This window comes from Sphingomonas aracearum, assembly GCF_003345355.1.
Taxonomy (GTDB): domain Bacteria; phylum Pseudomonadota; class Alphaproteobacteria; order Sphingomonadales; family Sphingomonadaceae; genus Sphingomonas; species Sphingomonas aracearum.
Genome location: NZ_QQNB01000001.1, coordinates 1,265,564 through 1,288,639, shown reverse-complemented (window position 1 = coordinate 1,288,639; position 23,076 = coordinate 1,265,564). Strand labels below are relative to the sequence as shown.

General features: G+C 68.3%; 17 protein-coding genes. 4 read left to right on the top strand and 13 right to left on the bottom strand.

Annotated elements, in window-relative coordinates:
- Window positions 1–86 precede the first annotated feature (86 nt).
- The 8 genes from bglB to DVW87_RS06130 all read right to left on the bottom strand — a co-directional run bounded on the left by bglB (window position 87) and on the right by DVW87_RS06130 (window position 12,397).
- Window positions 87–1,199 (bottom strand): beta-galactosidase BglB, encoded by a 1,113-nt coding sequence (gene bglB, locus DVW87_RS06165; RefSeq protein WP_239017779.1) that lies wholly within the window; start codon window positions 1,197–1,199, stop codon window positions 87–89.
- Entirely contained in the window at window positions 1,200–2,426 is a 1,227-nt protein-coding gene (locus DVW87_RS06160) for a glycosyl hydrolase 53 family protein (protein WP_114686798.1), read from the bottom strand.
- Entirely contained in the window at window positions 2,423–5,446 is a 3,024-nt protein-coding gene (locus DVW87_RS06155) for a glycoside hydrolase family 35 protein (RefSeq protein WP_114686797.1), read from the bottom strand. Before DVW87_RS06155 ends, DVW87_RS06160 begins: the two co-directional genes overlap by 4 nt.
- The gene (locus DVW87_RS06150) at window positions 5,439–5,750 is read right to left on the bottom strand and encodes an L-rhamnose mutarotase (RefSeq protein ID WP_420822319.1); all 312 of its coding nucleotides are present in this window, start codon (window positions 5,748–5,750) and stop codon (window positions 5,439–5,441) included. Before DVW87_RS06150 ends, DVW87_RS06155 begins: the two co-directional genes overlap by 8 nt.
- A 77-nt stretch (window positions 5,751–5,827) precedes the next feature.
- Window positions 5,828–7,339: a rhamnogalacturonidase gene (locus DVW87_RS06145; RefSeq protein ID WP_114686795.1), complete on the bottom strand. Its 1,512-nt coding sequence runs from the start codon at window positions 7,337–7,339 to the stop codon at window positions 5,828–5,830.
- 1 nt (window position 7,340) lies between these two features.
- Window positions 7,341–8,102 carry an L-rhamnose 1-dehydrogenase Lra1 gene (locus DVW87_RS06140; RefSeq protein WP_114686794.1) on the bottom strand — a complete coding sequence of 254 codons (762 nt, stop codon included), beginning with the start codon at window positions 8,100–8,102 and terminating at the stop codon, window positions 7,341–7,343.
- Window positions 8,103–8,129: 27 nt separating this feature from the next.
- Entirely contained in the window at window positions 8,130–8,945 is an 816-nt protein-coding gene (locus DVW87_RS06135) for an IclR family transcriptional regulator (RefSeq protein WP_114686793.1), read from the bottom strand.
- Between the two features lie 149 nt (window positions 8,946–9,094).
- On the bottom strand, window positions 9,095–12,397 hold the full coding sequence (locus DVW87_RS06130) for a TonB-dependent receptor (protein WP_239017778.1): 3,303 nt from the start codon (window positions 12,395–12,397) through the stop codon (window positions 9,095–9,097).
- A 3-nt stretch (window positions 12,398–12,400) separates the two neighbouring features.
- Here DVW87_RS06130 and DVW87_RS06125 point away from each other — a divergent pair, with 3 nt between their 5' ends.
- The 3 genes from DVW87_RS06125 to DVW87_RS06115 are packed head-to-tail and all read left to right on the top strand — an operon-like array spanning window position 12,401 to window position 15,523.
- On the top strand, window positions 12,401–12,661 hold the full coding sequence (locus DVW87_RS06125; RefSeq protein ID WP_114686792.1) for a hypothetical protein: 261 nt from the start codon (window positions 12,401–12,403) through the stop codon (window positions 12,659–12,661).
- A gap of 60 nt (window positions 12,662–12,721) precedes the next feature.
- Entirely contained in the window at window positions 12,722–14,647 is a 1,926-nt protein-coding gene (locus DVW87_RS06120) for a rhamnogalacturonan lyase (RefSeq protein ID WP_476712793.1), read from the top strand.
- 54 nt (window positions 14,648–14,701) lie between these two features.
- Entirely contained in the window at window positions 14,702–15,523 is an 822-nt protein-coding gene (locus DVW87_RS06115; protein WP_114686791.1) for a hypothetical protein, read from the top strand.
- A gap of 3 nt (window positions 15,524–15,526) precedes the next feature.
- Here DVW87_RS06115 and DVW87_RS06110 read toward each other — a convergent pair whose 3' ends face one another.
- The 5 genes from DVW87_RS06110 to DVW87_RS06090 form a co-directional block, all read right to left on the bottom strand.
- Window positions 15,527–17,875 (bottom strand): glycoside hydrolase family 2 TIM barrel-domain containing protein, encoded by a 2,349-nt coding sequence (locus tag DVW87_RS06110; protein ID WP_114686790.1) that lies wholly within the window; start codon window positions 17,873–17,875, stop codon window positions 15,527–15,529.
- A gap of 95 nt (window positions 17,876–17,970) precedes the next feature.
- Window positions 17,971–19,272 (bottom strand): oligogalacturonate lyase family protein, encoded by a 1,302-nt coding sequence (locus DVW87_RS06105; RefSeq protein ID WP_181814732.1) that lies wholly within the window; start codon window positions 19,270–19,272, stop codon window positions 17,971–17,973.
- 17 nt (window positions 19,273–19,289) lie between these two features.
- Window positions 19,290–20,273, bottom strand: coding sequence for an alpha/beta hydrolase (locus DVW87_RS06100; RefSeq protein ID WP_114686789.1), 984 nt, complete (start codon window positions 20,271–20,273; stop codon window positions 19,290–19,292).
- A gap of 2 nt (window positions 20,274–20,275) precedes the next feature.
- A complete protein-coding gene (locus tag DVW87_RS06095; RefSeq protein ID WP_114686788.1) occupies window positions 20,276–21,487 on the bottom strand; it encodes a rhamnogalacturonan acetylesterase in 1,212 nt (403 codons plus the stop codon).
- On the bottom strand, window positions 21,478–22,278 hold the full coding sequence (locus tag DVW87_RS06090; protein ID WP_114686787.1) for a rhamnogalacturonan acetylesterase: 801 nt from the start codon (window positions 22,276–22,278) through the stop codon (window positions 21,478–21,480). Before DVW87_RS06090 ends, DVW87_RS06095 begins: the two co-directional genes overlap by 10 nt.
- Window positions 22,279–22,446: 168 nt before the next feature.
- On the opposite strand from DVW87_RS06090, the gene DVW87_RS06085 reads away from it, so the two are divergent.
- Window positions 22,447–23,076 (top strand): DUF6250 domain-containing protein, encoded by a 630-nt coding sequence (locus DVW87_RS06085; RefSeq protein WP_114687106.1) that lies wholly within the window; start codon window positions 22,447–22,449, stop codon window positions 23,074–23,076.

Genomic DNA, 23,076 nt, shown 5'->3' with positions numbered 1-23,076 from the left:
TAGGTAGTTGGCGGGCGCCGCGCCTTGCTCACGTCTCTTCGCCCAACTGGACCCCGGCCTTCGCCGGGGAACAGCGTTGCGGGTCGTCAGATATACGTGCGCAGGAACTCTCCCAGCGCGATGAGCGCGAGGCTCTGGCCATAGGGCATCGAGGTGAGCGCGATGTCCTTGTAGAATTGCTGGGTGTCGCCCATCGCGGTGCCGAAGCTGACCTGTTTCAGCTCGCCCGCCTCGTCGATATTGTCGAGCACCCCCTGCACCGCCTTGAGGCCGATCGCCTCATAGTGACGGGGCAGATAGCCCTTCCGCACCGACTTCAGGATGCCGTAGGCGAAGCCGGCGGTCGCCGAGGCCTCAAGGTAGCTGGTCGGGTCGACGATCAGCGTGTGCCACAGGCCGCTTGCGTCCTGCGTCTCGGCCAGCGTCTTCACCTGTGCCGCCAGCGTGTCGATCAGGAAGCTGCGGAACGCGTCGCCGGGCTGGAGGTCGAGGATCTCGATGATTTCCGGGATCGCGATCGTCACCCAGCAATTGCCGCGCGCCCACAAGGCTTCCGCGAAATTGTGCCGGCCGTTGAAGTCCCAGCCATGGAACCACAGGCCCGTCTTCTTGTCGAACAGGTACTTGATATGGACGAGGAACTGGCGCTTGGCCTCCTCCACATAGTGCGGGCGATTCAGCAGCAGGCCGATCTTGGCCAGCGGCAGGACCGACATCATGAGGGTGTCGTCCCACATCTCGCCCGGATTCTCGTCATTGTAGACGATGTGCTGGAAGCCGCCTTCCTCCGTCTTGGGCAGGCCGTCGGGCGCCATCAGCCATTCGGCCCAGGTGTCGAGATAGGGGATGTAGCGCGGGTCGCCTTCCAGCTCGTACAGGTAGGCCAGCGTGATGAACGGCGCCATGGTGTTGATGTTCTTGGTCGGCGTGCCCTCGGCGAACCGGTCCTCAAACCATTGCTTGATGATGTCGAGCGCCTTGATGTCGCCGGTCTGCTCGTAATAGCGCCACATGCCGAACAGGCCGACGCCGTGGGTCCATTCCCAGCCGGCCCAGCCCTTGGTGTCGATGATGCGGCCGTCTTCCAGGTGGAGCAGGAACTCGCCGGTCTCGTCCTTGATGTTGACGAGGTTGTCCATCAGCTTGTCGATGGCGGTGGTGACGTCTGCACGCGGCACGGCGTGGTTGAGGGCGGCCAATTACTTTCTCCTGTTGGTCGGGCGCGAAGGGACGAGGCCGTAGTCGCGCGCCATGTGGCGGTAGAGGGTGGCGAAATCGGGGTTCAGGTCGTAGCGGCCGCCATGGCCGGCGGGCGGCTTCTGCGGCTGCACCGAGGGCGCCGCACCGGGGGCTTCGGCGGCGTTGATGCCCTGGGCGAGCAGGTCCGGACGCGGGCCTTCGCCGGCGGGCTTGCCGTCCTTCAGGAAGATCGCTTCCTGATGCCGCGTCGGTTCCCAGATGTAGCTGCCCCAGCCGTGGCGGCGGGCATGGACGAGGTCGTTCACGTACCGCTTGCGCGACGAATATTCGAGCGCGAGGAAGCCGATGCCGGGATAGCGCCGCTCGAACTCGGTGAAGGTGCGCTCCCAGTCACCCTGCGCCGCCTGCTGGTAGCAGGAGAAGCCGATCGCGTCGGGCGCGACGCCGCGGGCGCGGAGATTGTCGGTCCAGTGCTGCACGATCGGCCAGTGGCGGCCGAGATGGTTGTGCAGCGCGATCTGCGCGCGCGGCGCGGCGGCGCGGGCGCCGGCGATGCCGGCCTTCAGCAAGGCGGCGAACTGGTCGTAGCCTCCCGCTCCGGCGACGTTGAGGTGCACGGCGTCGGTCTGCGGATTGCCGGTCGGGACCGTCAGCGCGACCCGGCCGTCCGGCCACAGCATGCCGAAGGTGGTCTCGTTGCCGATCACCACCAGATCGGGCGCCGCCCCGCCGCGCTCCAGCGTCGCCAGCGCATCGGCGGTGTAGGTGCGGACGCGCTCGACCAGTTGCGGGAACGGCAGTTGCGCCCAGGCGGCGGGCTTGTTCTGCTTCTGCGGATCGGCCCAGTCGTCCGAATAATGCAGCGTCAGCGTGAAGTGGAGGCCCGCCGCCTTGATGCGCCGGCCGAACGCAAGCGTGTGCTGGAGGTCGCACCACGGACCGCCCGGCTTGCGCCTGCTATAGCCATTGGCCGGATCGACAAAGGTGCGCAGCTTGATCGCGTTGAAGCCGGTGTCCTTCAGGATGGCGAGCGGATCGCGCTGGCGCCCGTCCTGCCAGTAGGTCGCGCCCTCCGCCTCGTCCTCCGGGATCCACGACACGTCGGCGCCGAGCAGGTACGGGCCGGGCCGGATGCCGCCGGGCGCGGCGCGCGCCGGGAGCGCGGCGGCGAGCGCCCCCGCGCCGGCGAGTGCGCCGAACCGGCGGCGGGTGAGCGCGCCGCTCACCTGGCTGCGGCCAGCTTGGCAGGGGCCGCCACCATGCGGACCGGCACGCCGCCGCGCACGTTGCGCATCGTCACCAGCCTTACCTGCTCCAAGCCGTCACCGGGCCGCCCGTCCGAGGTGACGGCCAGCGCGACGCTGTTCGCGCCGTGATGGTTCAGGATGCCCTCCGGGATCGGGAACACGCGCTGCGGGCCGACATGGGCGATGAACTGGCCCATGTTCCAGCCGTTCACGAACATCAGCACGCGGTAGCGGCCGGGCGAGCGCGGCGTGGCCGTGTCGCCGAACGCCAGCCCGATCGTCGCGTCCTGCCCCTTCGGCACGTTCAGGTCGAAGCGGGCGCGGTACCAGGTGGTGCCGGCGAGCGACCCGCCGGGCAGGCCGGCCGGCTTCCAGGCGGCATCGTCGAAGCCGGGCAGGTGCCAGCCCATCCGCTCGCCATATTGCCCGCCATTGTTGGCCGGCCCGCGGGCGGGATCGGGCAGGTCTTCGCCGCCCTGCTTGCCCTGGATCTTCCACGCGATCGGCACCGCAAAGCTGCGCCCGCCCGGTGCCTCCAGCGAGGCGGAAACGAGGCCGCGCGCTTCCTTGTGGAAGTCGTCCGAGTCGAGGTCCCAGTTATGGCCGTTGTTGCGGACCATGACCGCCAGCACATGCTCGCCGGGCGCGCTCGCCGCATCGCCCAGGTCGAAGCGGGCGAGGCCGGTGGTGATCGGGCGCGGCAAGCCGGAAGGCAGCTCGTCCTGGCCGACGAACTTGCCGTCCAGGAACACCTGCACCATGCCGGAGCCGCCGCCGCCATAATAAAGCGCCAGGCTCCTCGCCTCGGCCGAGCCGGTGAAGCGGCCGCGGTACCAGACGTCGCCGTCATGGAAGCCATACGGGTCCATCCCCATCGTCGGCTGGCCGTCCGGCTTGGCGGTGATGGTGGCGGCACTGCGGCCGTCGATCGCCTGCCAGCCGCTGTCGTCGAACGCCGGGTTCGTCTCCGGCGCGCCCGCGGCGGTGCGCCATCGGGTCAGCGCGGGGAGGGTGACGGGGGCGGGGCCGGCCACCGGGCGCGCGGCGATGCGGCTGCTGCCGATGCCCAGCGGCTTCATCGCGACCGGCGCGCCGTTCCAGGTGACCTTGCGCGCGGCGGCGGGTGCCCAGAGTTCGAGCAGCGTTTCGGCGCTGGTGTCGCCGGTCAGCGCCACGGTGCCGCCCTTCGTGCGGGCGGTGCGGACGAGCGCCGGGCCGTTGACCAGCACGTCGCTGCCCGCCGGGTGCCAGAAGCGTACCGCCGCGCTTTCCTGTGCAAGGATCAGCGTCAACGGCGGGCGGCCGCCGCCGGTGACGCGCACCACGGCGCGGCCCTTGCCGGCGAAGCCGGTGCGCATGTCTTCCGACGACGGCGTGTAGCGCAGGCGCAGGTCGCCGGTTGCGGCGTCGAAGTCGGTGGTCGCCATCCCCTCCACGATCTCGGTCTGCGGCCGCGAGGTGTAGCGCAGCACGGTTTCGCCGCGCTCGCCATCGCGATTGTAGAGCAGGATCACGTCCTCGCCGTCGATGCGGGCGGCCGTCTGCAATTCGGAGGTGGAATAAACGAGGCGCTGGCCGCCGAGCGTCACGCCCGCCAGCAGCCACTTGGCATCGAAGCCGTTGAGGCGCAGCGGCAGCGTGTAGCGGCCGTCGGGCAGGTCTGCGGTCACGGTGAAGCTGTCGTCGCTCGTGCCGTTGGACGGCTTGTGCGTGACGAGCAGGAAGCGCGCGTCGGTTTCCGGCGACTTGTTGTGATAGACCTGGATGGCAGGGGAGGAGATCGTCACCGCACCGGCCGGCACCATCCCCGCCATGTCGGGCACCGCGGCGATCAGCCCGGCCAGCTGTTTGAGCTCCTCCGCCTTTTCGCGGACTTCGCGCACCTCGGAGATGGCCGAGCCGTAATCGTAGGAAGTGAACACCACCGGCGCCGGCAGCCAGCCCCAGCTGGTGCCGCCATAGCCCATGTAGAAGCTCTGGATGCCGATGCCGTTGGCGAGGTTGGTACCGTAGAACACGCGCTGGAAACGCTTGCCGCGCTGGATCGCGTTGCATTCGTAGCCGCCGTTCGAGCCCCAGTAATCGAACCAGCCGCCGCCGAATTCGGCAAGGAAGCCGGGCGTGTCGGGCGAGGCGGAGGCGCCGCCCTTCGCGCCGCCCGGGCCGTAATAGCCCCAGTCCGGCGCCGCGCTCCCACGCATCGGCTTGCCAGCGACGGTGCAGGTGCCGCCGGGATAGCCGTCGAACGCGTACATGTCGTTGGGGCCGTGGACGACGTTCTCAACCTTCGAGCTCTCGGGAGCCCAATAGCCATTGCGGCCTTGGTCGTTGTGGAAGATCGGCACGGTGATGCCGTCCGCCTTGGCCTTGGCGAACAGGTGATCCATGTAGCGGGCTTGCGCCGGGGTGGTCAGCGCCAGCTCGTTCTCGATCTGGTGGAGGATGACGCTCCCACCATTGTTGATCTGGTGGCGGGCGATGATCGGGTTGATCTGGTCCAGCCACTCGTCGACCGCGGCGAGATAGGCGGGGTCGTCGGTGCGGGCACGGGCGCGCTGGTTGACCAGCCAGCCGGGAAAGCCGCCGCGCGACAGCTCTGCATTCACGTATGGGCCGGCCCGGGTGATGACAAACAGGCCTTCCTGCTCGGCCATCGTCAGCAGGCGATCCATGTCGCGGATGCCGGTGAAATCGTACACGCCCTGCTTGGGCGAATGATACCCCCAGTCGAAATAGACCGCGACGGTGTTGAAGCCGCTGGCCTTCATCTTCTGAAGGATGTCGCGCCACAGGTCCGGCGAGGGCAGGCGGAAGGGGTGCATCTCGCTCGACCAGACCACCAGGCGCTTGCCGTCGATCATCAGCGAGCGCGCATCGTAGCTGACGCGGCCGAACGTCTTCACCGGCGCCTGCAGGTTCTGCGTGACGCGGGCCACCTGCGCCGATGCCGGGATAGCAAGCGCGCTGGCGAGAATCGCGGCGAGCGCGATCCTACGCATGGTGGAAGATCATCGGCAGCGGGATCTCGACCGGGCGGTTGTCCGCCTGCACTTCCATCAGCGGCGCCATGTGATCCCACCAGCGCTTCATCACGGGATGGTCGGGCAGCTGGTCGCGCGTGCTGTTCTCGTCGGCCTTGAGCACGGCGAACAGCGACAGCGTATCCTCGTCCAGGAAGATCGAATAATCATGGATGCCCGCCTCGGTCAGCAGGGCGGAGAGTTCGGGCCAGATCTCGTCATGGCGGCGGCGATACTCGTCCACGACGCCGGGCTTCAGCTGCATCTTGAATGCATGGATCATCACGGCAGCCCCTCCCGACCATTATGTGATACTTGGTCGGAAAATGTGGTACTAGCGTGCGGTCGTCAGGTCAAATCCTAAGCGCGCCAGTGCGGCGTGTCGCGTACCCGGATGTCGGCCACATCCTGCGCGACGAACGGCGGCCGCGCGTCCGGCGCGGCGGCGGTCAGGCGCAGGCCGTCGATCGTCACGCCGCGCGCATGGCGCATCCACAATCCCCAGGCGGGCAGGGTGCCGAACATGCTGGGTTCGGGATAGGCGGAGGCGAGTTCCTCCGGCCGGCGGGCGGCATCCTCGGCCGTGCCGCCGCCCCGATAGACAAGGCGGATGTCGCGCAGGACCACCTGTTCGATCGGGTGATCGGGCAGGCCGGCGATCGCCGCAGGATAGCGATGGTCGATGCCGCTCGCCTCCACATCCTCGATCGCCACGCCGCGGATCGCGCCTATGCCGGTGCCGGGCGGGCCACGCCGGCGGTCGCCCAGCCGCAGGAAGATCGGCGCGGTGGTCACGTCCGTCATGCGCAGCCGGCGCACGCGCACATTCTCCATCGCGCCGCCGTCCACCGTCTCCAGCGCGAGGCCGCGGCAGTGCGTGAAGGTGCAGTCCTCGATCAGGATGTTGCGATAACCGCCATTGCTCTCGGTGCCGAGCTTGATGCGGCCGGTCACGCGGTCACGGTCGGGGGCGAGGGCTTGCGTGGTGCGGCGGGTGCCGTCGAGCATGGTGCCGAGATCGAAGCCGGACACCGCGCATTGCCGGATCACGATATTTTCCGCCGCGACCGCACGGCCGAGCGCGAAGCTGCTCTTCACCACGATGGCGTCGTCGTTGGGCGTGTTCACGCGGCAACGTTCGACCAGCACGTCGCGAACGCAGTCCAGGTCGATGCCGTCGCGGTCGCTGTCGATGGCGAGGTCGCGGATCACCATGTCCCGCGTGCCGGTCGCGAGAATGGCGAAATGCCCGCATTTCAGCACGGAAAAGCCGGACAGCACGATGTTGCGGCCGTTCTTCAACGCGATGGCCTTGTTGCCCAGGCCGTCCATCGCGCGGGTCGCGGGCTCGAGTTCGTCGATCTGGCGCTGGCTCATGCCCTGCATCGACAAGGGCCGCTCGCCCGTTTGCGCCTTCCAGCGCGCGCCGGGGCCGTTGCGGGTGAGGCCCGCCCCATGGATCAGGCCGGGGCCGGTGATCGCCACGTCCTCCACGCCGTCGCCCCAGATCAGGCTGTTGCGCCAGTGGCTGTGCCCGAAATCCTGGTAGAGTTGTTCAACTCCGCTTTCGGGAAGGTCGTAGCGACCGCCGTGGCGAGCCGGGTCCGCCGCCTCGATCACCGCGCCCGTGGCGAGCTGGATCGTCACGCCGCTTTGCAGGCGGATGGAAAAGCACAGGTACCGCCCGGCCGGCACGATCACCGTGCCGCCGCCGGCCGCCGCGGCGATGGCGGCGTTGAGTGCATCGGTGTCCAGCGTGCGGCCGTCGCCCCGCGCGCCGTGGTCACGCACGTTCACCAGCCGCGCGGCATGGGCGGGGAAGGGCAGCGCGGCGGCCATCAGGCCCAGCCCGACCTGCCGCCGCGTCCACATCCTATTGCAGGTTCACGTACGCGCCGCCATCGACCAGCAGCGAGGCGCCGGTGACGTACTGCGCGAGGTCGGAGGCCAGGAACACGGTCGGGCCGACGAGATCTTCCGGCTGGCCGAGGCGGCCGAGCGGGATGCGGCCTTCCATATATTCGCGCTTCTTCGTGTCGGCGAGATCCTCCTTGTTGATGTCGGTGAGGATGGTGCCGGGAAACAGCGAGTTGCAGCGGATCTTGTGCTTGCCGAGCGCGATCGCGACCGATTGCATCAGCGAGTGGAGGCCCGCCTTGGTGGGCGTGTAGTGCGTCTGATACTCGCCGCCGACCAGCGCCGAGATCGAGGACATGGCGATGATCGAGCCGCCGTCCCCCTGCTCGACCATCTGGTTCGCCGCCGCCTGCACCATGAAATAGGCGCCGTGCAGGTTCACCTGCATTGTCCGCTCGAACGTCTCCACCGGCATGTCGAGAAAGGCATGGAACGGGCAGATGCCGGCATTGTTGACGAACACGTCCACCCGGCCGAGCGCGTCCACGGCCTTTGCCACGAAGTCCTTGGCGGTTTGCGGATCGGCGACGTCGCCCTGAATGGCGACGCCCTTGCGGCCGAGCTTCTCGATCTCCGCCACCGCGCTTTCCGCCCCGGCCACGTCGCGCGCGAAGTTCAGCGCCACGTTCGCGCCGTGCCAGGCGCAGCCGATCGCCACCGCGCGGCCGATGCCGGCGGAGGCGCCGGTCACGAGCACGGTCTTGCCGTCGAGAAGCATGGGTTCAGTCTCCTGGGGAAGGGATGGTCAGTTGGCCGCCGGCTCGAAGCCGAGCTCGCGGCTGATCGCGTTGGCGGTGGCGCGCACGTCGTCCGACAGGGTCGTCATGCGATCGTCGCTCATATATTGCGCCGCGCTCGACACGCTGATCGCGCCCACCACATGGCCGCCGGCATCGCGCACGGGGGCGGCGACGCAGCGCACCTGATCCTGGTTCTCCTCCAGGTCGTAGGCGCGCCCGGCCCTGGCATAGGCGACCATGCGGCTTTGCCACACGTCCGGATCGGCGGCGGGCGCGCCGGCCTGCTGGTCGGCGACGAACCTCCGGTGCCAATAGTCGGCATCGAGATCGAGCATCAGCGCCTTGCCGAGCCCGGTGCAGGTAAGCGGCTGGCGATCGCCCACCCGGCTGGAAATGGTGATGCGGCGGCGGCCGGGCACCTTGTCGAGATACAGCGCGCTGTCGCCGTCGAGAATGCCGAGATGCACCGTATCCTCGGTGGCGGCGGCGAGTTCCTCCAGATAGGGGCGCGCGACCTGCACGAGATCGGCCTGGGCCTGCGCCAGCGTGCCCAGCAGCAGCAGCTTGGGGCCGAGGCGATAGCCCGCGCGCGGAGTGAAGGCGAGATAGCCACGATCCACCAGCGCGGACAGCAGCCGGTGCGTGGTGCTCTTGGTGAGGTCGAGCTTCTGCGCCAGCTCGGACAGGGTCAGCACCTCCTGGCTCACCGCCTCGATGAGGTCGAGTCCGCGCATCAGCGTCTGGCTGCCGGCGCCCACGGCCGCCCCTGCGATATCGGGCTTGCTGATGTCCGGCGGGGAGGCGGCGGCGGTGGCGCTCATGTCCGTCCTTCTAAGATGTAATATACGTGGCTGGCAATCGACCGCGGCCACTTCCCGAAACAAGCGGCCGCAGAAACAAGCGGCCGGCCATTCGCAGCGAAATGGCCGGCCAGGGGAGGAGGCGGTGCGGCGCTACCGGCGCCGGATGCTCAGAACTTGAACTGCACGCCCGCGAAGAAGCGCTGGCCCGGATAATAGACTTCCGAAGTCGCCAGTCCCTTCACGTAGGAGCGCGAATATTCTTTGCCGATATTCTGCATCTCCATGAACAGGCTGTAATGCCATTCCGGGAAGCGGAAGGTGATCTTGCCGTCCAGATAGCCTTCGCCCTGCCGGTAAATCGGCAGGTTGCCGTTTGTCGAGTCGGCGATCGTCACCAGCCAGTCGGAACGATAATTGTAGCTCAGGCGGGCATTCAGGAAGCCCTTGTCGTAGAAGATGGAGGCATTGTACGTCCACTTGGACAGGCCGGGATACTCGTCCAGCGGCGCGCCCGTCGCGGCATTGGTCAGGTTGGTGCGGATCGCCCGGGCCCAGGTGACGTTGCCCGAGGCGCCAAGGCCATCGAACGGCTTGGGCAGCCAGGTGAAAGCGGTCTGCGCGCTCGCCTCCACGCCGTCCAGCAGCGCGCCGAAGCCGTTGATCGCCTGGCGCACGGTGAACAGGTTGCCGTCGCGGAACAGGTCGACGTTCGAGCGGGTGACGTTGTTCACGACGAAGCTCGACTCGTACTTCTTGTAATACCCCAGGCTGACCAGCGTATCCTTGTTCGGATACCAGGAGAGGTTCGCTTCCCACTGATCGGCCCGGTACGGCACGAGGTCCGGGTTGCCTGCGGTGCAGACCTGCTCGCCGGCGACGGCCAGCGTCTGGTCGTCCACGCAGTTGATGTTGGGCACCAGATCGGTCGGGCGCGGGCGGGCAAGGTTCTTCGCCCAATTGCCGCGCAGGACGAGGTCCGGCGTGATCTCCAGCGCAAGGTTGAAGGCCGGCAGCCAGTCCGTGTAGCTGTTCTTCAGCGACAGCTGCTGCGCGGCGAGCACCACCGTCTCGTTGCCGGTGTTCGCGGCATTGCGGCGCGTCACGCGGCTGATGTTGGTCCCGGTGCCCTCGTCAGTGGTGTGCAGGTAGCGCACGCCGCCATTGCCGGTCAGGCGCATGCCGAGCACTTCGGTGTCGAGGTTGAACTTCAGATAGGCCGCGGCGACCGTTTCGTTGATCCTGACGTTGGGGATCTGCGGCAGGCCGTCCGAAAAGCGGATCAGATCCTGGTTGAAGCGTGACAGATCGTAATATTGACCGAGCACGGATTCGTCGAAGTTCGGGACCGCGATGCGGCTGGGTGCGTTCGCCGGGACCACGCTGAGTCCGGTGAACAGCGGTGCGCCGCCCGAGATGCCGGTGTTGCTCGCGATGAGCGACTGATACTCTGCAGGGGTCAGGTAGAAGGTGTTGCCGACCCGCCGGTTCGTGACCGTTGGCTGGATGACAGTAGTGAAGGATTGATTGTTGTCGGTTTGATAAACGAGCGGGGTGACGCCCGGTGCCGACAGCAGGCGCGAGCCGCCGTTCAGGTAATTGAGGAACTTCTGCTCGCGATATTGGCCGCCATATTCGATGCTCTTGAGCGGACCGTAATCCATCTCCCAATCGACATCGAGCTTGAGCTGGTTCTCGGTGTTGTTGAGATCGGACGGGCGATACTGCACCGTCGGTCCCGACGGTACGAGCAGCTGGCCATCCGCGCCGCGACGTGTCAGGTTCGAATAGATGCCGGGATCGGCGGGGTCGATGCTGCCGGGATAGACGAATACCGGCAGGCCGAGATCGTTGCGACGGTCAACGCCGATGCCCGACACGCCCGTCGAATAGGAAACGAGGTTGGTGTTGTTGATCGTCCGCGCAGTGGCGTGGCTGGCGAGGAACTTCACCTGCACCCGATCGAGATCCCAGTCGAACCCGCCGAGGAAGTACTTGGACTTCTGATCGTAGTCGAAGTCGCGGCGCTGCACGCCCAGGATGTTGCTGGCGCCGTTATAGTTGGGGGCAGCCGCGCTGCCGATGTTCACGGTGTTGAGCGCGTTGGTCCAGCTCGTCACCACATGGTTGCCATCCACCGTCGCGGTGCCCGGCAGGATCTGCGGGCGGGAAGTCGCACCGTTCGCAGCGGCGGCGAGTGCCGGGCTGGTCTGGAACCGCTCGAACCGCGACGTGTCGATCGAATAGTTGGTGTCCGACAGGTTCTGGTTGCGATTGTTGATCTGCGCTTCGGCGAAGGCCCGGAAATTATGCGCGAACTCATACTGGACGGTGAAGTCACCGGACAGGCGCTTGTCGCGGCGCACAAGGTTGCGATAGCGCACCGACGTCGGGATCCAGTCGAAGAACTGGGTTTCGCAGGCGAGGCGATTGGCGGTGGCGTTGGCGGCGTTGTTGCCGGTGACGCCCGCGCAGCTCGCATAGGTGTTGAAGTTGGCATAGGTCGGGTTGACGACCGTCTTGCTGTCCGAGCGATCGAAATCGGCAAAGCGGTTGAACTGCGTGTTGCTGATGTAATCCTGACGCGTCGTCTTGTCGTCATAGGTGACGTTCAGCAGCACGCCGAGACCGTCGATCAGGAACTTGGGCGTACCCAGCACCACCGTCGCGCGCGGACGCCAGTCCCGCGTGGTGTCGAGATGCTGTTCGGAGAAGACAAGGGTGCCCAGCGCTTTCTTCAGCTCCAGCGGCTTGCGCGTTTCGACCGAGACCGTGCCGCCCAGGCCGCCTTCGGTAAGGTCCACGGCATAACCCTTGTAGACGTCGATCGATTTCACGAGCTCGGTCGCGAGCTCGCGGAAGTCGCCCGAACGCTCGCCGGTGGCGGAGGTCTGGCTGACGCCGTTGATCTCGACGCGATTCAGGTCCGGTTCGACGCCGCGGATCGACACCTTGGTGCCTTCGCCGAAGTCGCGCGACAGCTGCACGCCGGTCACGCGGGCAAGCGAGTCGCCGACGTTCTTGTCGGGGAAGCTGGCGATGTCGTCGGCGACGATCGAGTCGACCACGGTGCCGGCGTTGCGCTTGCGGTTGATCGCCGACTGGAGCGACGCGCGGGTGCCGACCACGACGACGTCCTGGTCGCTCGCGCTGGCCGGGGCTTCGGCAGCGGCGGCGGCCTGTTCCGGCGGCGTGGCGCCGGCGCCCTGGCCCATGGCGGGGGCGGGCTGCGCGTTGTCGCTGGCCGGCGGCGTCTCGGCCGGAACCTTGGGCTCGACGGTGGCGGAGGAGGGCGCGATGTTCTGGTCGTTCTGCGGCGCGGTTTCCGGCTGCGGCTGCACGCTCGGATTGGGCGTCGCGCGGTCCGCCGGCTGCGTCTGCGCGGAGGCCGGCATGGCCAGGCCGAGGCTCAGCGCCAGCGCGGAAGTGGTGAGGGCAAGCTGGCGGCCCAGCGTCGGACGGTTGGCGGTCATTGGATGTCTCCCCTTGGCAGCGCCGGCGTGAACCCCGTGGGGCCTGCGGCGTCGATCTTGTTGGCGATGGGCGGTCAGGCGATCGGACAGGCGGGCGCGATCGCAGCCGCGCACGGGCGCGGGAGCCGCTGGAATGCCGAAATGCTGCAGTTCACGTTCATCCCCTCCCAGAAGGCGCGGCTCTTACCGTCGCCGTTCGACCATGCGGCCGATCAAACATCCACATTGTGGAGTGCTGTTCCGTTCTATGTTGCCATTTTCTGAAATGCAATCATATTTGTGGGACAAGAAGCGCGCAGCACAGCGCGCAAAAGGGAGAGCGACGTGAGGGCATACCGGATCATGCTGGCGGCAACGGCCGCGTCGGCCGCCATGCTGGCGGGGGCAGCGCCCGCGGCGCCGCGGCAGGCAGCGGAGCGGCTCGACCGCGGCGTCGTGGCGGGTCCGGCGAACGGCGGCGGCTGGCTGGTGAGCTGGCGGCTGCTCCCGGCCGATGCCAGGAGCGTGCGCTTCGACGTGTACCGCGACGGGCGCAAGATCACGCCGCAGCCGATCGCGGCGGCGACCTCGTTCGTCGATCGCGATGGCTCGGCAACGGCGCGCTACACCGTGCGCGCGATCGCCGGCGGCAAGGCGGGTGTGCCCAGCGCCCCGGCGCTGATCGCGGCCAAGGGCTATCTCTCGATCCCGCTCACCCCGCCGCCCGGCGGCACGGCGCCGGACGGCGTTGCCTATACCTACAACGCCAACGATGCGAGTGCGGGCGATCTCGACGGTGACGGGCAGATGGAGCTGATCCTGAAATGGGACCCGACCAACAGCCATGACAACAGCCAGGCGGGCTATACCGGCGACGTCTTCATCGACGCCTACAAGCTGGACGGCACGCGGCTGTGGCGGATCGATCTGGGCAGGAACATCCGCGCCGGGGCGCACTACACCCAGTTCCAGGTGTTCGACTATGACGGCGACGGGCGCGCCGAAGTGGCGATGAAGACCGCCGACGGCACGCTGGACGGCGTTGGCAAGGCGATCGGCGATGCCAAGGCGGATTGGCGCTCAACGAGCGGCGAAGTGCCGCAGCCCGACAAGACCGGCGCCAAGATACTGGCGGACGGCACCAAGGTTGCCCCGCTCGCCGGGCGAATCCTGAAGGGGCCGGAATATCTCACCGTGTTCGACGGGCGCACCGGCCGCGCGCTGGCCACCGCGCCCTACGATCCGCCGCGCTATCCGGGCGGCAATCCGACGTTCGAGCAGATGCGCGACACCTGGGGCGACGGCTATGGCAACCGTTCCGACCGCTTCCTGGCCGGCACTGCCTATCTCGACGGGCGGCATCCCAGCATGATCTTCGGCCGCGGCTATTATGCGCGCACGGTGATCGCGGCCTGGGACTATCGCGCGGGCAAGCTGACCAAGCGCTGGACCTTTGACAGCGCCGCACCCGGCAACGCGGAGTATGCCGGCCGCGGCAACCACCAGCTCTCGATCGCCGATGTCGACGGCGACGGGCGGGACGAGGTGGTCTACGGCTCCATGGCGGTGGACGACAACGGCAAGGGCCTGTGGACACAGCCGCTGCACCATGGCGACACCATGCATGTCGGCGATCTCGATCCGCTTCATCCCGGCCTGGAGAAATGGGGCGTGTTCGAGGAAGTGAAGCGCAACGGCGGCATCGGCTCGGCGCTGCTCGATGCGCGCACCGGCGAGGTTCTGTGGAAGAAGCCGGCCGACACCGACACCGGCCGCGGCCTCGCCGCCGATATCGACCCGCGCCATGTCGGCGACGAATATTGGGGCTCCAACAGCCGCGAGCTGTTCGACGGCAAGGGCCAGGCGATCGGCCCCGCGCCGCGCCAGACCAACTTCGCGCTCTATTGGGACGGCGACCTGCTGCACGAGCTGCTGGACGGCACGACGATCAGCAAATGGGACTGGAAGACGGGCACGGCGGTGCCGCTGCTCCACGCGGCCGATGTCGCCTCCGGCAACGGCACCAAGGCGAACCCGGCGCTCCAGGCGGACCTGCTCGGCGACTGGCGCGAGGAGGTGGTGTGGCGCTCGGCCGACAATCGCGAGCTGCGCGTGTATGTGACGCCGTATCCGACTACGCACCGGATGGTGACGCTGCTGGCCGATCCGATCTACCGCGCGGGCGTTGCCTGGCAGAACACCGCCTACAACCAGCCGCCGCACCTATCCTTCTTTCCCGGCCCGAAGTTCCCGTCCGAAACGGCGGAGTGACCGGCTTGCATCGTGGCGGCGCGCCCGCCACGATGCGCCCTGGCGGGAGGGTGGATGCGGTCGGCGGGAAAGGCGATGGCGTGCCTGCTGGCGCTGGCCGGGATCGGCGCGCAGGACGTGCCGGCCGGCAAGCTGCCGCGGCAGGATGAGGACATCGTCGTCTCCGGCGAGGTGACGCGCATCGAGCCCGGCCTGTGGACGCTCGAGCGCCGTCCGACCCGCGTGGTGGTGACGCCTATATCGCCGCCAGCCGCGCGCTCCTTTTCGACCTGTCCCGGCAGCGAGGCGAAGCTGTGCGTCGCCGACGATGCGCTGCCCGATGCGGTGCGCCCGCTGCTCGGCGCGGGCAAGGACCGACCGCCACAACCGGGCTGTTCGCGCATGAAGATCGAGGTGGGGCAGGCGCCGGTCGCGGGGCGGCGGATCGGCGCCTGCGCAGGGCAGGCCGTGCCTGTGAAACCGGCGCCCATCGCGTCACCGGCCCCTCGGCTTGTGCCGGCTGCCCCCGTGACGACGCCACCGCCGCGACCCACCCTTGTCCGTTCCGAGGACGACCATGACTACGAGGTCGCCCGGCGACCGCCTCCGCCGCCGGTTGCGGGCGAGGCGGAGGACGTGGTGGTGGTCGCGCGCAAGCTGCGCCGGATGCGGTTGCATTACAGCTCGGACGGCAAGATCATGCGCTTCTGCCATGCGGACATCTCCAGCGGCGACCCGCGCATCGATCGCATCGGCTGTGCCATGCTGCGCCTGTGCGTGCGTGAGGGATATGACGACAAGCCGTCGGCGCTCGCCTGCCTGAACCGGCGGATCGACTTCGTGGACGCGCCGGAACGGGGCGGCGCTCCCCCTGCCGCGCCGCCGCCGCGCCGGTGAGCGTCAGCGCTGGCGCTTGAACGTCACGGCGGCGGGCCGCAGCTGCTCGCCGCTGACCCGCACCGTCACCGGCCCGGTGCCGCCTGCACGGACCATGACCAGCGCGCGACCCGCCTCGGCATGGCGGGTGGGGCTGGCAAAGGCGGTGTGATCGGTCACGCTGCCATTGTCGAACGCCGCGAGGGTGCCGTTCTCCACCGTGACGGTGAGCGCCGTTGCCGCGTCCGGCACCGGATTGCCCTTGGCGTCGACCACTTCCACCTCGACGAAGCCGACATCGTCGAACCCGCCACCGGGCGTGCCGCGCGGGGTGAGGCGCAGCGCTGCGGGTGCGCCGGCGGTGACCAGCCGGTCGCGGCCCACCACGCGCTTGCCGTTATAGCCGATCGCGCGCACGGTGCCGGGCGCGAACGGCACCGTCCACGACCGCGCACTGTCGTCGGCGTTGCGGGCTTTGCGGCCCAGCGAGCGGCCGTTGGCGATCAACTCCACTTCCTGGGCGTTGCTGTAGACCTCGACGGTCTCGTCGTGCGGCGCGCGGTTGGTCGGCGACCAGTCCGCGAGCACGCCCGGCCCCTTGGGCTGCGGCATGGCCACGCCGACCATGGTCGGCAGCTCGCTGGTGTCCACCACCTTTGTCACGCGGCGCGCGATCTTCACCACCGGCTTGTCCGACCACCAGCTCGCGCGCTCCCAGCCGATCGGCTTCACCGCATCGGTGCGGGTGACGAGGCCGGACGGGTTGCTGATCGCCGGCCAGCCGATCCGGTCCGCCTCGCCGAGATAATCGGCGCCGGTCCACAGGAACATGCCAGCATAGGCCGGGTCGTCGCGCAACACGAGCCAGCTTTCCCGGTTCTTGCTGTTCTCCGTGCCGATGATCGCGCGGGTCGGCTTGTCGGCATGCGCCTTGGCCAGTTCCTTCTCGCGATAGTTCTGGCCGACCACGTCGAGCAGGTCGGCGGTGCCGTTCTCGTAATCGTGCGTGGTGTTGGGCCGGAACAGCGCCATGGTGACCGGGCGGGTGGGATCCTCCTTGTGGAAGATGGTCGTCAGGCGCTTGATGATGTCCTGCGCCACCAGCGGATAGGGCGTGTCGTGGATCTCGTTGCCGATCGACCAGATGACGACGGACGGATGATTGCGGTCGCGGCGGACGAACTCCGTTGCATCCCGGGTCGACCAGTCGGTGAAGAACAGGTGATAGTCCTCAGGGTTCTTGGCCACCGTCCACATGTCGAACGGCTCATCCATGACGAGCAGGCCGAGCCGGTCGCACAGGTCCAGGAACTCCGGCGGGAAGGGATTGTGCGCGGTGCGGATCGCGTTGACGCCCAGCGCCATGAGGCCGCGCAATCGCCGCTCGTAAAAGGCGAGCGGCACGGCATTGCCGAACGCGCCGCCGTCCTGGTGGATGGCGACGCCTTTCAGCTTGATGTTACGGCCGTTCAGCCAAAAGCCGGTTGCGGGAACGAACTTCGCCTCACGGATGCCGAACGCCACGTCCTCGCTGTCGAGCTCCGCGCCCGATGCGTCGAGCAGGCGGACGCGGGCGGTGTACAGCGCAGGGTCGCCGATGTCCCAGCGGCGGGGGTGCAACACGGAAAGCGGGACGGTGGCGGGCAGCTGGCGTTCGGACAGCGCGTCGAGCGGCGCGCTCATCTGGCGTGCGGCGACGCGGCCGGCAGGGTCGAGCAGCGTCACCTCGACCTTCGCGGCCTGTGCAGCCGCGGCCTTGCTGTGGACGCCGGTGGTGACGGTTACCTGCGCGGCGGCAGCGGTGATCGCGCCGGTGCGCACGGTTGTGCTGTCGCGTTCGATGTGCACGTTGTCGGTGACGATCACGCGCACGTGGCGGTTGATCCCGCTGCCGGCATACCAGCGCGAGGCTGGCTGGCTGGACGTGTCCGCGCGCACCGCGATGACGTTGTCCCCGCCGGCCTTCAGGAACGGGGTGAGATTGTAGCGCAGCGTCAGATAGCCGGTGGGGCGGTGGCCGAGATGGTGGCCGTTGATCCACACGCCGGAGCGCTCGGTCACACCGTCGAACTCGACGATCACCTGTTTGCCGGCCCAGGAGGTAGGCGCGGTGAAATGCTTGCGGTACCAGGCGACGCCCGTCGGCAGGAAAGCGCCCGAACCGGTCGCGCGGGCGTGCTCGTCGAACGGGCCGGCGATCGCCCAGTCATGGGGGAGGTTTACCGGCGTCCAGGCGGTGTCGGCGAAGCCCTGTGTTTCCGCCTTTGCCACGTCGCCGCGGGTGAAGCGCCAGTCGGCGTCGAAGGACACCGTTTCGCGGGCGAGGGCGGGAGTGCTGGCGAGGAGCGCGGCGGCGATCCCTGTCATGGTCATGCCGGGCCTGTTCCGGCATCCACGACGCCGCAAGGGCCCCTCTTGCGGGGGAGTGGACCCCGGCACGAGGCCGGGGTGACGGGTGGGGAGCAGGCTCACTTCGCCTTCTCCGTCGCGACCGCGTAGATCGCCGGCGCGCCTTCGATGTTGGCGCGGAAGAACAGCCAGCGGCCGTCCGGCGAGAAGCGGCCGTTCGGCTCCAGCTTGTAGTCCTGCTTGCCCATGTCGACGAGCTTCTCCGCCGCGAAGGTGCCCGGCGCGATCAGCGCCTCGGCGTTGTCGGCATGGATGCCGGCGACATCCGGAATGTCGTGCGGGCGGAACAGGTACATGTATTTGCCGTCCGGCGCATGGGCGACCATCTCCGGGTCGCCGCCATCGCCGGAGAACAGCCGGCCATCGTCCGACACGTTGTAGTGCACCGACCATTCGTTGCGCTCGAGATGGTACCAGCGGCGCTTGCCCGTGTTCACGTCATAGCCGGCCAGCCAGAAATCCTGCCCGCGCGGGGTTTGCAGATCGTACCAGATGGTGCGGCCGTCGGGGGACCAGAATTCATGCCCGGCAATCTCCATGTTCATGGTGCGCGCATGGATCTTCGTGTTCTGCGTGCCGTCGGTGCGCACCGTCCAGATCCGGTCCACCTTGTGCCAGGGGCCTTCGTGGCAATACATCAGCAAGGTCGGATCGGCCGGCGAAAACTGCAGGTGGTTCAGCCAGTCGGTGGATTTCACGATCGTGCGCCGCTCGCCGGTCTTCACGTTCACCGTGAAGATCTCCATCGGAATTTTCGCTTCCAGCCGCTCGTTGAGGCGCACCTCCTTGGCCTCGGCATAGGGAAGCGGCCTGCCGTCCGGGCCGTTGGCGGCATAGGCGGCCTGGTCGGTCTTCGGATCGCGGCCGCGCGTGCCGGGTTGCAGCTCCCTCTGCTCCAGCGCGATCTGGCCGGCGAGCAAGGTCTCGTCCGCGTTGATCGTGTCGATCTGGCTGCCGGCGGGCACGTCGGCGATCTTGCGGACGCGGCCCGTGTCGATGTCGGCGGCCCAGATCGAAACGGTGCCCCCGGAGCGTTCGCCTTGTGCGAAATAGGCGCTGCGAGTCTTGTGGCCGGCGAACAGCAGGCGGATACCCCGCCGCCTGAGCACGGGGCGGATCTTCCACGTCTTCATGTCCATCGCCTGGATGCCCTGGGCGGTGGAGAAGATCATCGTGTCGCCGTTGGGCGTATAGGCGTTGTAGTTGAAGTAGAGCGCGTAATTGCCCGGCGCGTCCGACACGCGCACCACCTTGTGGCCGGTCTTCGCATCGACCCAGGTCTTCATGTCCGCGGTCTGCGCGGCGGCGGGCGCGGCGATCAGGCTGAGCGGCAGCAGCGCCGCGGCGGCGAGTTTCAACATCCTCTTTCCCTTTGTTCTCAGGCCGGCCAACCGTGATCGCCGGCCCAGTCCGTGAACATCTGCTGCCAGGGCACCGCTGCGCCGCTGGTGCGCCTGGGCGGTCCGTGGCCGCCTTTCTCGAATACGTGAAGCTCCGCTGGCACCCTGGCTGCACGCAGCGCCTCCGCCATCAGCACGCTGTTCCTGAACGGCACCACCGGGTCGTCGGCGTTGCAGGCGACAAAGGTGGGCGGCATGTCGGCGGGCAGATCGACCTGCGCGGAATAACGGCGTTGCCAGTCCGGATCGGCGGCATGCGTCCCCAGCAGCTCGCGGCGCGACTGTGCATGAACGCCGTCGTCGAACATGGTGATGACCGGATAGAACAGGCCGGCGACGATGGGCGCCGCGGAAAGCCGGTCGGCGGCGTCGGTGGGCGCGTAGACGACCTGGGTGGAGCGCGCCGCGAGGCGGGCGGCGACATGGCCGCCGGCGGAGAAGCCGGTGATCGCCACGCGGGCGGGGTCGACGCTCCAGCGCTTGCCGGCGCCGGCGCGGATCAGCCGCATGGCGCGCTGCGCGTCCTGCAGGGCGACGTCGGCGCCCGCCGGCCAGCGGTCGTGCGGCAGGCGGTAGAGCAGCTCGAACGCAGTGACGCCGCGGTCCGCGAACCAGCGCGAGATGCCGCCGGGATTGCGCCCGACCGCAACGCGCACATAGCCGCCGCCCGGACAGATCAGCACCGCGGCGCCGTTGGGCCGGGCGGGCTTCAGCACGCTCAGCATCGGCACGCCGACATGCGGCCAGGCGATGTCGTCCGGCCCGCCGGTGGGCGAGCGCTTGACCCATTTGTCGGAGACCTTCGCGCGGTCGGCGCCCGGCGGCGCCTTGGGCCAGAGCGGAAAGCGATCGGAGGCGGCGGCTCCCGCGCCCGCGCCGATGCCCGGGTCCTGCTGCGCCAGCGCGGGCAGCGGCAGCGCGGCGGCGAGCGAACCGGTGAGAAAGGTGCGTCGCGTGGTCATGGTCAGCTGCCGTCCGGTCGGGTGGAATCGTGCGCGAGGCTGGGCGCGAGACGAAAGGTTTCGGGCGCGGGCGGATGCGAAGGGTCGAAGGCGGGCAGGTCCGCCTTCAGGTGCTGCGCCAGCGGCAGCCTGGCGGCCGCCATGCCCTTGGCCACGCTGCGCGCGAGCACCCAGGCGCCGTAATTGTCGTGGTGCGTCGCATCCTTCCCGCCGTCGTTGAAGGCGAGCGGCGCGCGGATCGGCCCCAGCGCCTCGTAAAAGGCGATGCTGGCGGCGTTGAGGTCGATCACCGGCACGCTCGTCTCCGCACCCACCGCCTTCACCGCGGCGACATAATCGGCGAGGGTGGAGCGGATCCTCGCCCCCGTCCAGTTGCGGCGATCGGGCGAGGTGACGAGCACCGGGGTCACGCCGCGGCGGCGGAACTCGGCGATCCAGGTGCGCAGGTAGTCGCGATAGGTCGTCTCGGCCGCGGCATAGGTCTGCGGCCAATTGGCCTTCTGGTCGTTGTGGCCGAACTGGATGAACGCCCAGTCGCCGGGCTTCACCGATTCCAGCACCTTGGCGAAGCGCAGCTCGCTGAGGAAGCTTTTCAGCGTTTCTCCGGACTCGGCATGGTTGGCGATCGCCACGTCGGGTTTGAAAAAGGCGGGGAACATCTGCCCCCAGCTTGCCGCCGGCTCCGCGCCCTGATCGGTGACGGTGGAATCGCCCAGCAGGAAGACGGTGGGCACCGCCACCGGCTTGATCGTGACCGCCGAGACGCCGGGCTGGTCGCCCAGGATCTCCAGCGTCAGCTTGTCGTCCCAGCTGAACGAGCCCTGCTCGCGCGGCTTCAGCGCCACGCGCGTGCCGTCCGGCGCATTGAGCGGCGGCGGCGTGAGGGCCGCATTGCGGACGTTGACGATGAAGCTTGCCGTGACGCGCCTGCCGGCGGGCACGCGCACCGCATCCAGCATGAGCCGGCGGGACTCGGCCTTGATGGTCGTCTCCGTTGCGCGCTTCGGGTCGCCCAGCGTGACGGTGACGCGGTAATTGCCCGGCGCCGCCGCAACGGAGAACAATCGTGTCGAGCCGGCCTCCCAGCCGAACCCGTCGGCATAGGCGCGGCTGGTCGGCACCGCGCCGACGCCCGCAAGCACGAAACGGCGGACCTGTGCTTCCGCAGGTGCAGCCATGGCGAGGGTGAACGCCAGCGCGGCGATCAGGCGCATGTCGGCCCGCCGGCCGGCGTGGTGCGGGTGAGGGCGGGAACGTGCGGGGTGACGTATTTCGAAACCGGCAGCTTCAGCGCCTTGAGATCGACCGCGATCAGGTCCGCCACATGGCGCGCGCCCAGCTCGCTGAAATGCGTGTTGTCGTGCACGCCGTTCGGGAAGCCGGGTGCGCCCGCCGCGCCTTCATAGTGCAGGTAATAGGCCGCAGCCCTTTCCTCGCCCAGCGCCTGCACCATCGCTTCCGAACGCTTGCCGAGATCGATCAGCGGCGTTCTCGTCTCCCGCGCGACGGCCCGCGCGGCGTTGGCGTAGAGCGGGTAGGTCTGCTGCTCGACGCCGTCCTTGAAGTCGCGCCGGGCGACCGGGGTGAGGATCACCGCGCGCGCACCGGCCTTCTTCGCCACGTCGAGGAAGCGGTGGAGATTGGCGAGGTATTGCTCCACCGTGGTGTAGCGCTCGGGCTTGTCGATGCTCTGGTCGTTATGGCCGAACTGGATGAGCAGCGTGTCGCCGGCGCGCAGGTCCGCGGCGATCTTGTCCAGCCGGCCCTCGCGGATGAAGCTGTTGGTGCTGCGCCCGCCGATCGCGCGATTCTCCACGGTGACGTTGGGCTTCAGCGCACAGCGCAGCATCGTGCCCCAGCCGGACTGCGGATATTTGTCCGCCTTGTAGTCCTGCGCGGTGGAGTCGCTGGCGATGAAGAGGCGCAGCGGCGGGGGCGCCTCCGCACCGATTGCGGGCACCGCCGCTACTGCCAGTGCCGCACACAGCCACGCCTTTGCGCGCATTGCCCTCTCCCAGGAGTTCATCTCGCGTGCCGACCCGCCCGGATCGGCCGTTCATTCCACTTTGTGGCATGATTGGTGACAGTACGGGACGGACTTGGCAAGCGCTCGATGATGCGCCTATGCTGGCGGCCAAGACGCGGGCGACCGTGCGGGGAGGATGCCGGTTTGGTGCGCAAGGTGATCGTCAGCCTGGTTCTGCTCGCGCTGGTCGGCGCGGCCCCTTCGTCGCGCTGGCGGATCGAGGCGGAATCGCCCGATGCCCGCGTGTCCGAGCGCGGCGGCACGATCGACATCGACACGCCCAAGGGCTTGACCCTGTGGTGGAAGCAGCCGGTCGGCTCTCCCGTGACGATCAGCTTCGAGGCGATGGCGGTTTCGGCCGGCGGCGCGAACGACAGGGTCAGCGACCTCAACGCCTTTTGGATGGCGACGGACAAGGATGGATCGCCCGTTCACGCACGATCGGGCGCGTTCGCCGACTATGACGACATGCGCGCTTATTATGTCGGCATCGGCGGCAACCGGAACACCACCACCCGCTTTCGCCGCTATATCGGGGAGCGCGGCAATCGGCCGATCCTGCCCGAGCATGACAAGGCAGGGGCGTCGGACATGCTGGTACCGAACCGCTGGACGCGCATCCGCCTGATCGCGGACGGGCGCACGATCGCGGTGGACCGCGACGGCAGGCGGCTGTTCACGCTCGACGATCCCCACCCTTACACGCGCGGCCATTGGGGGCTGCGCACCACCTGGAGCCACCTGCGCATCCGCCGCGTGCGGGTGGAGCAGCGTTGA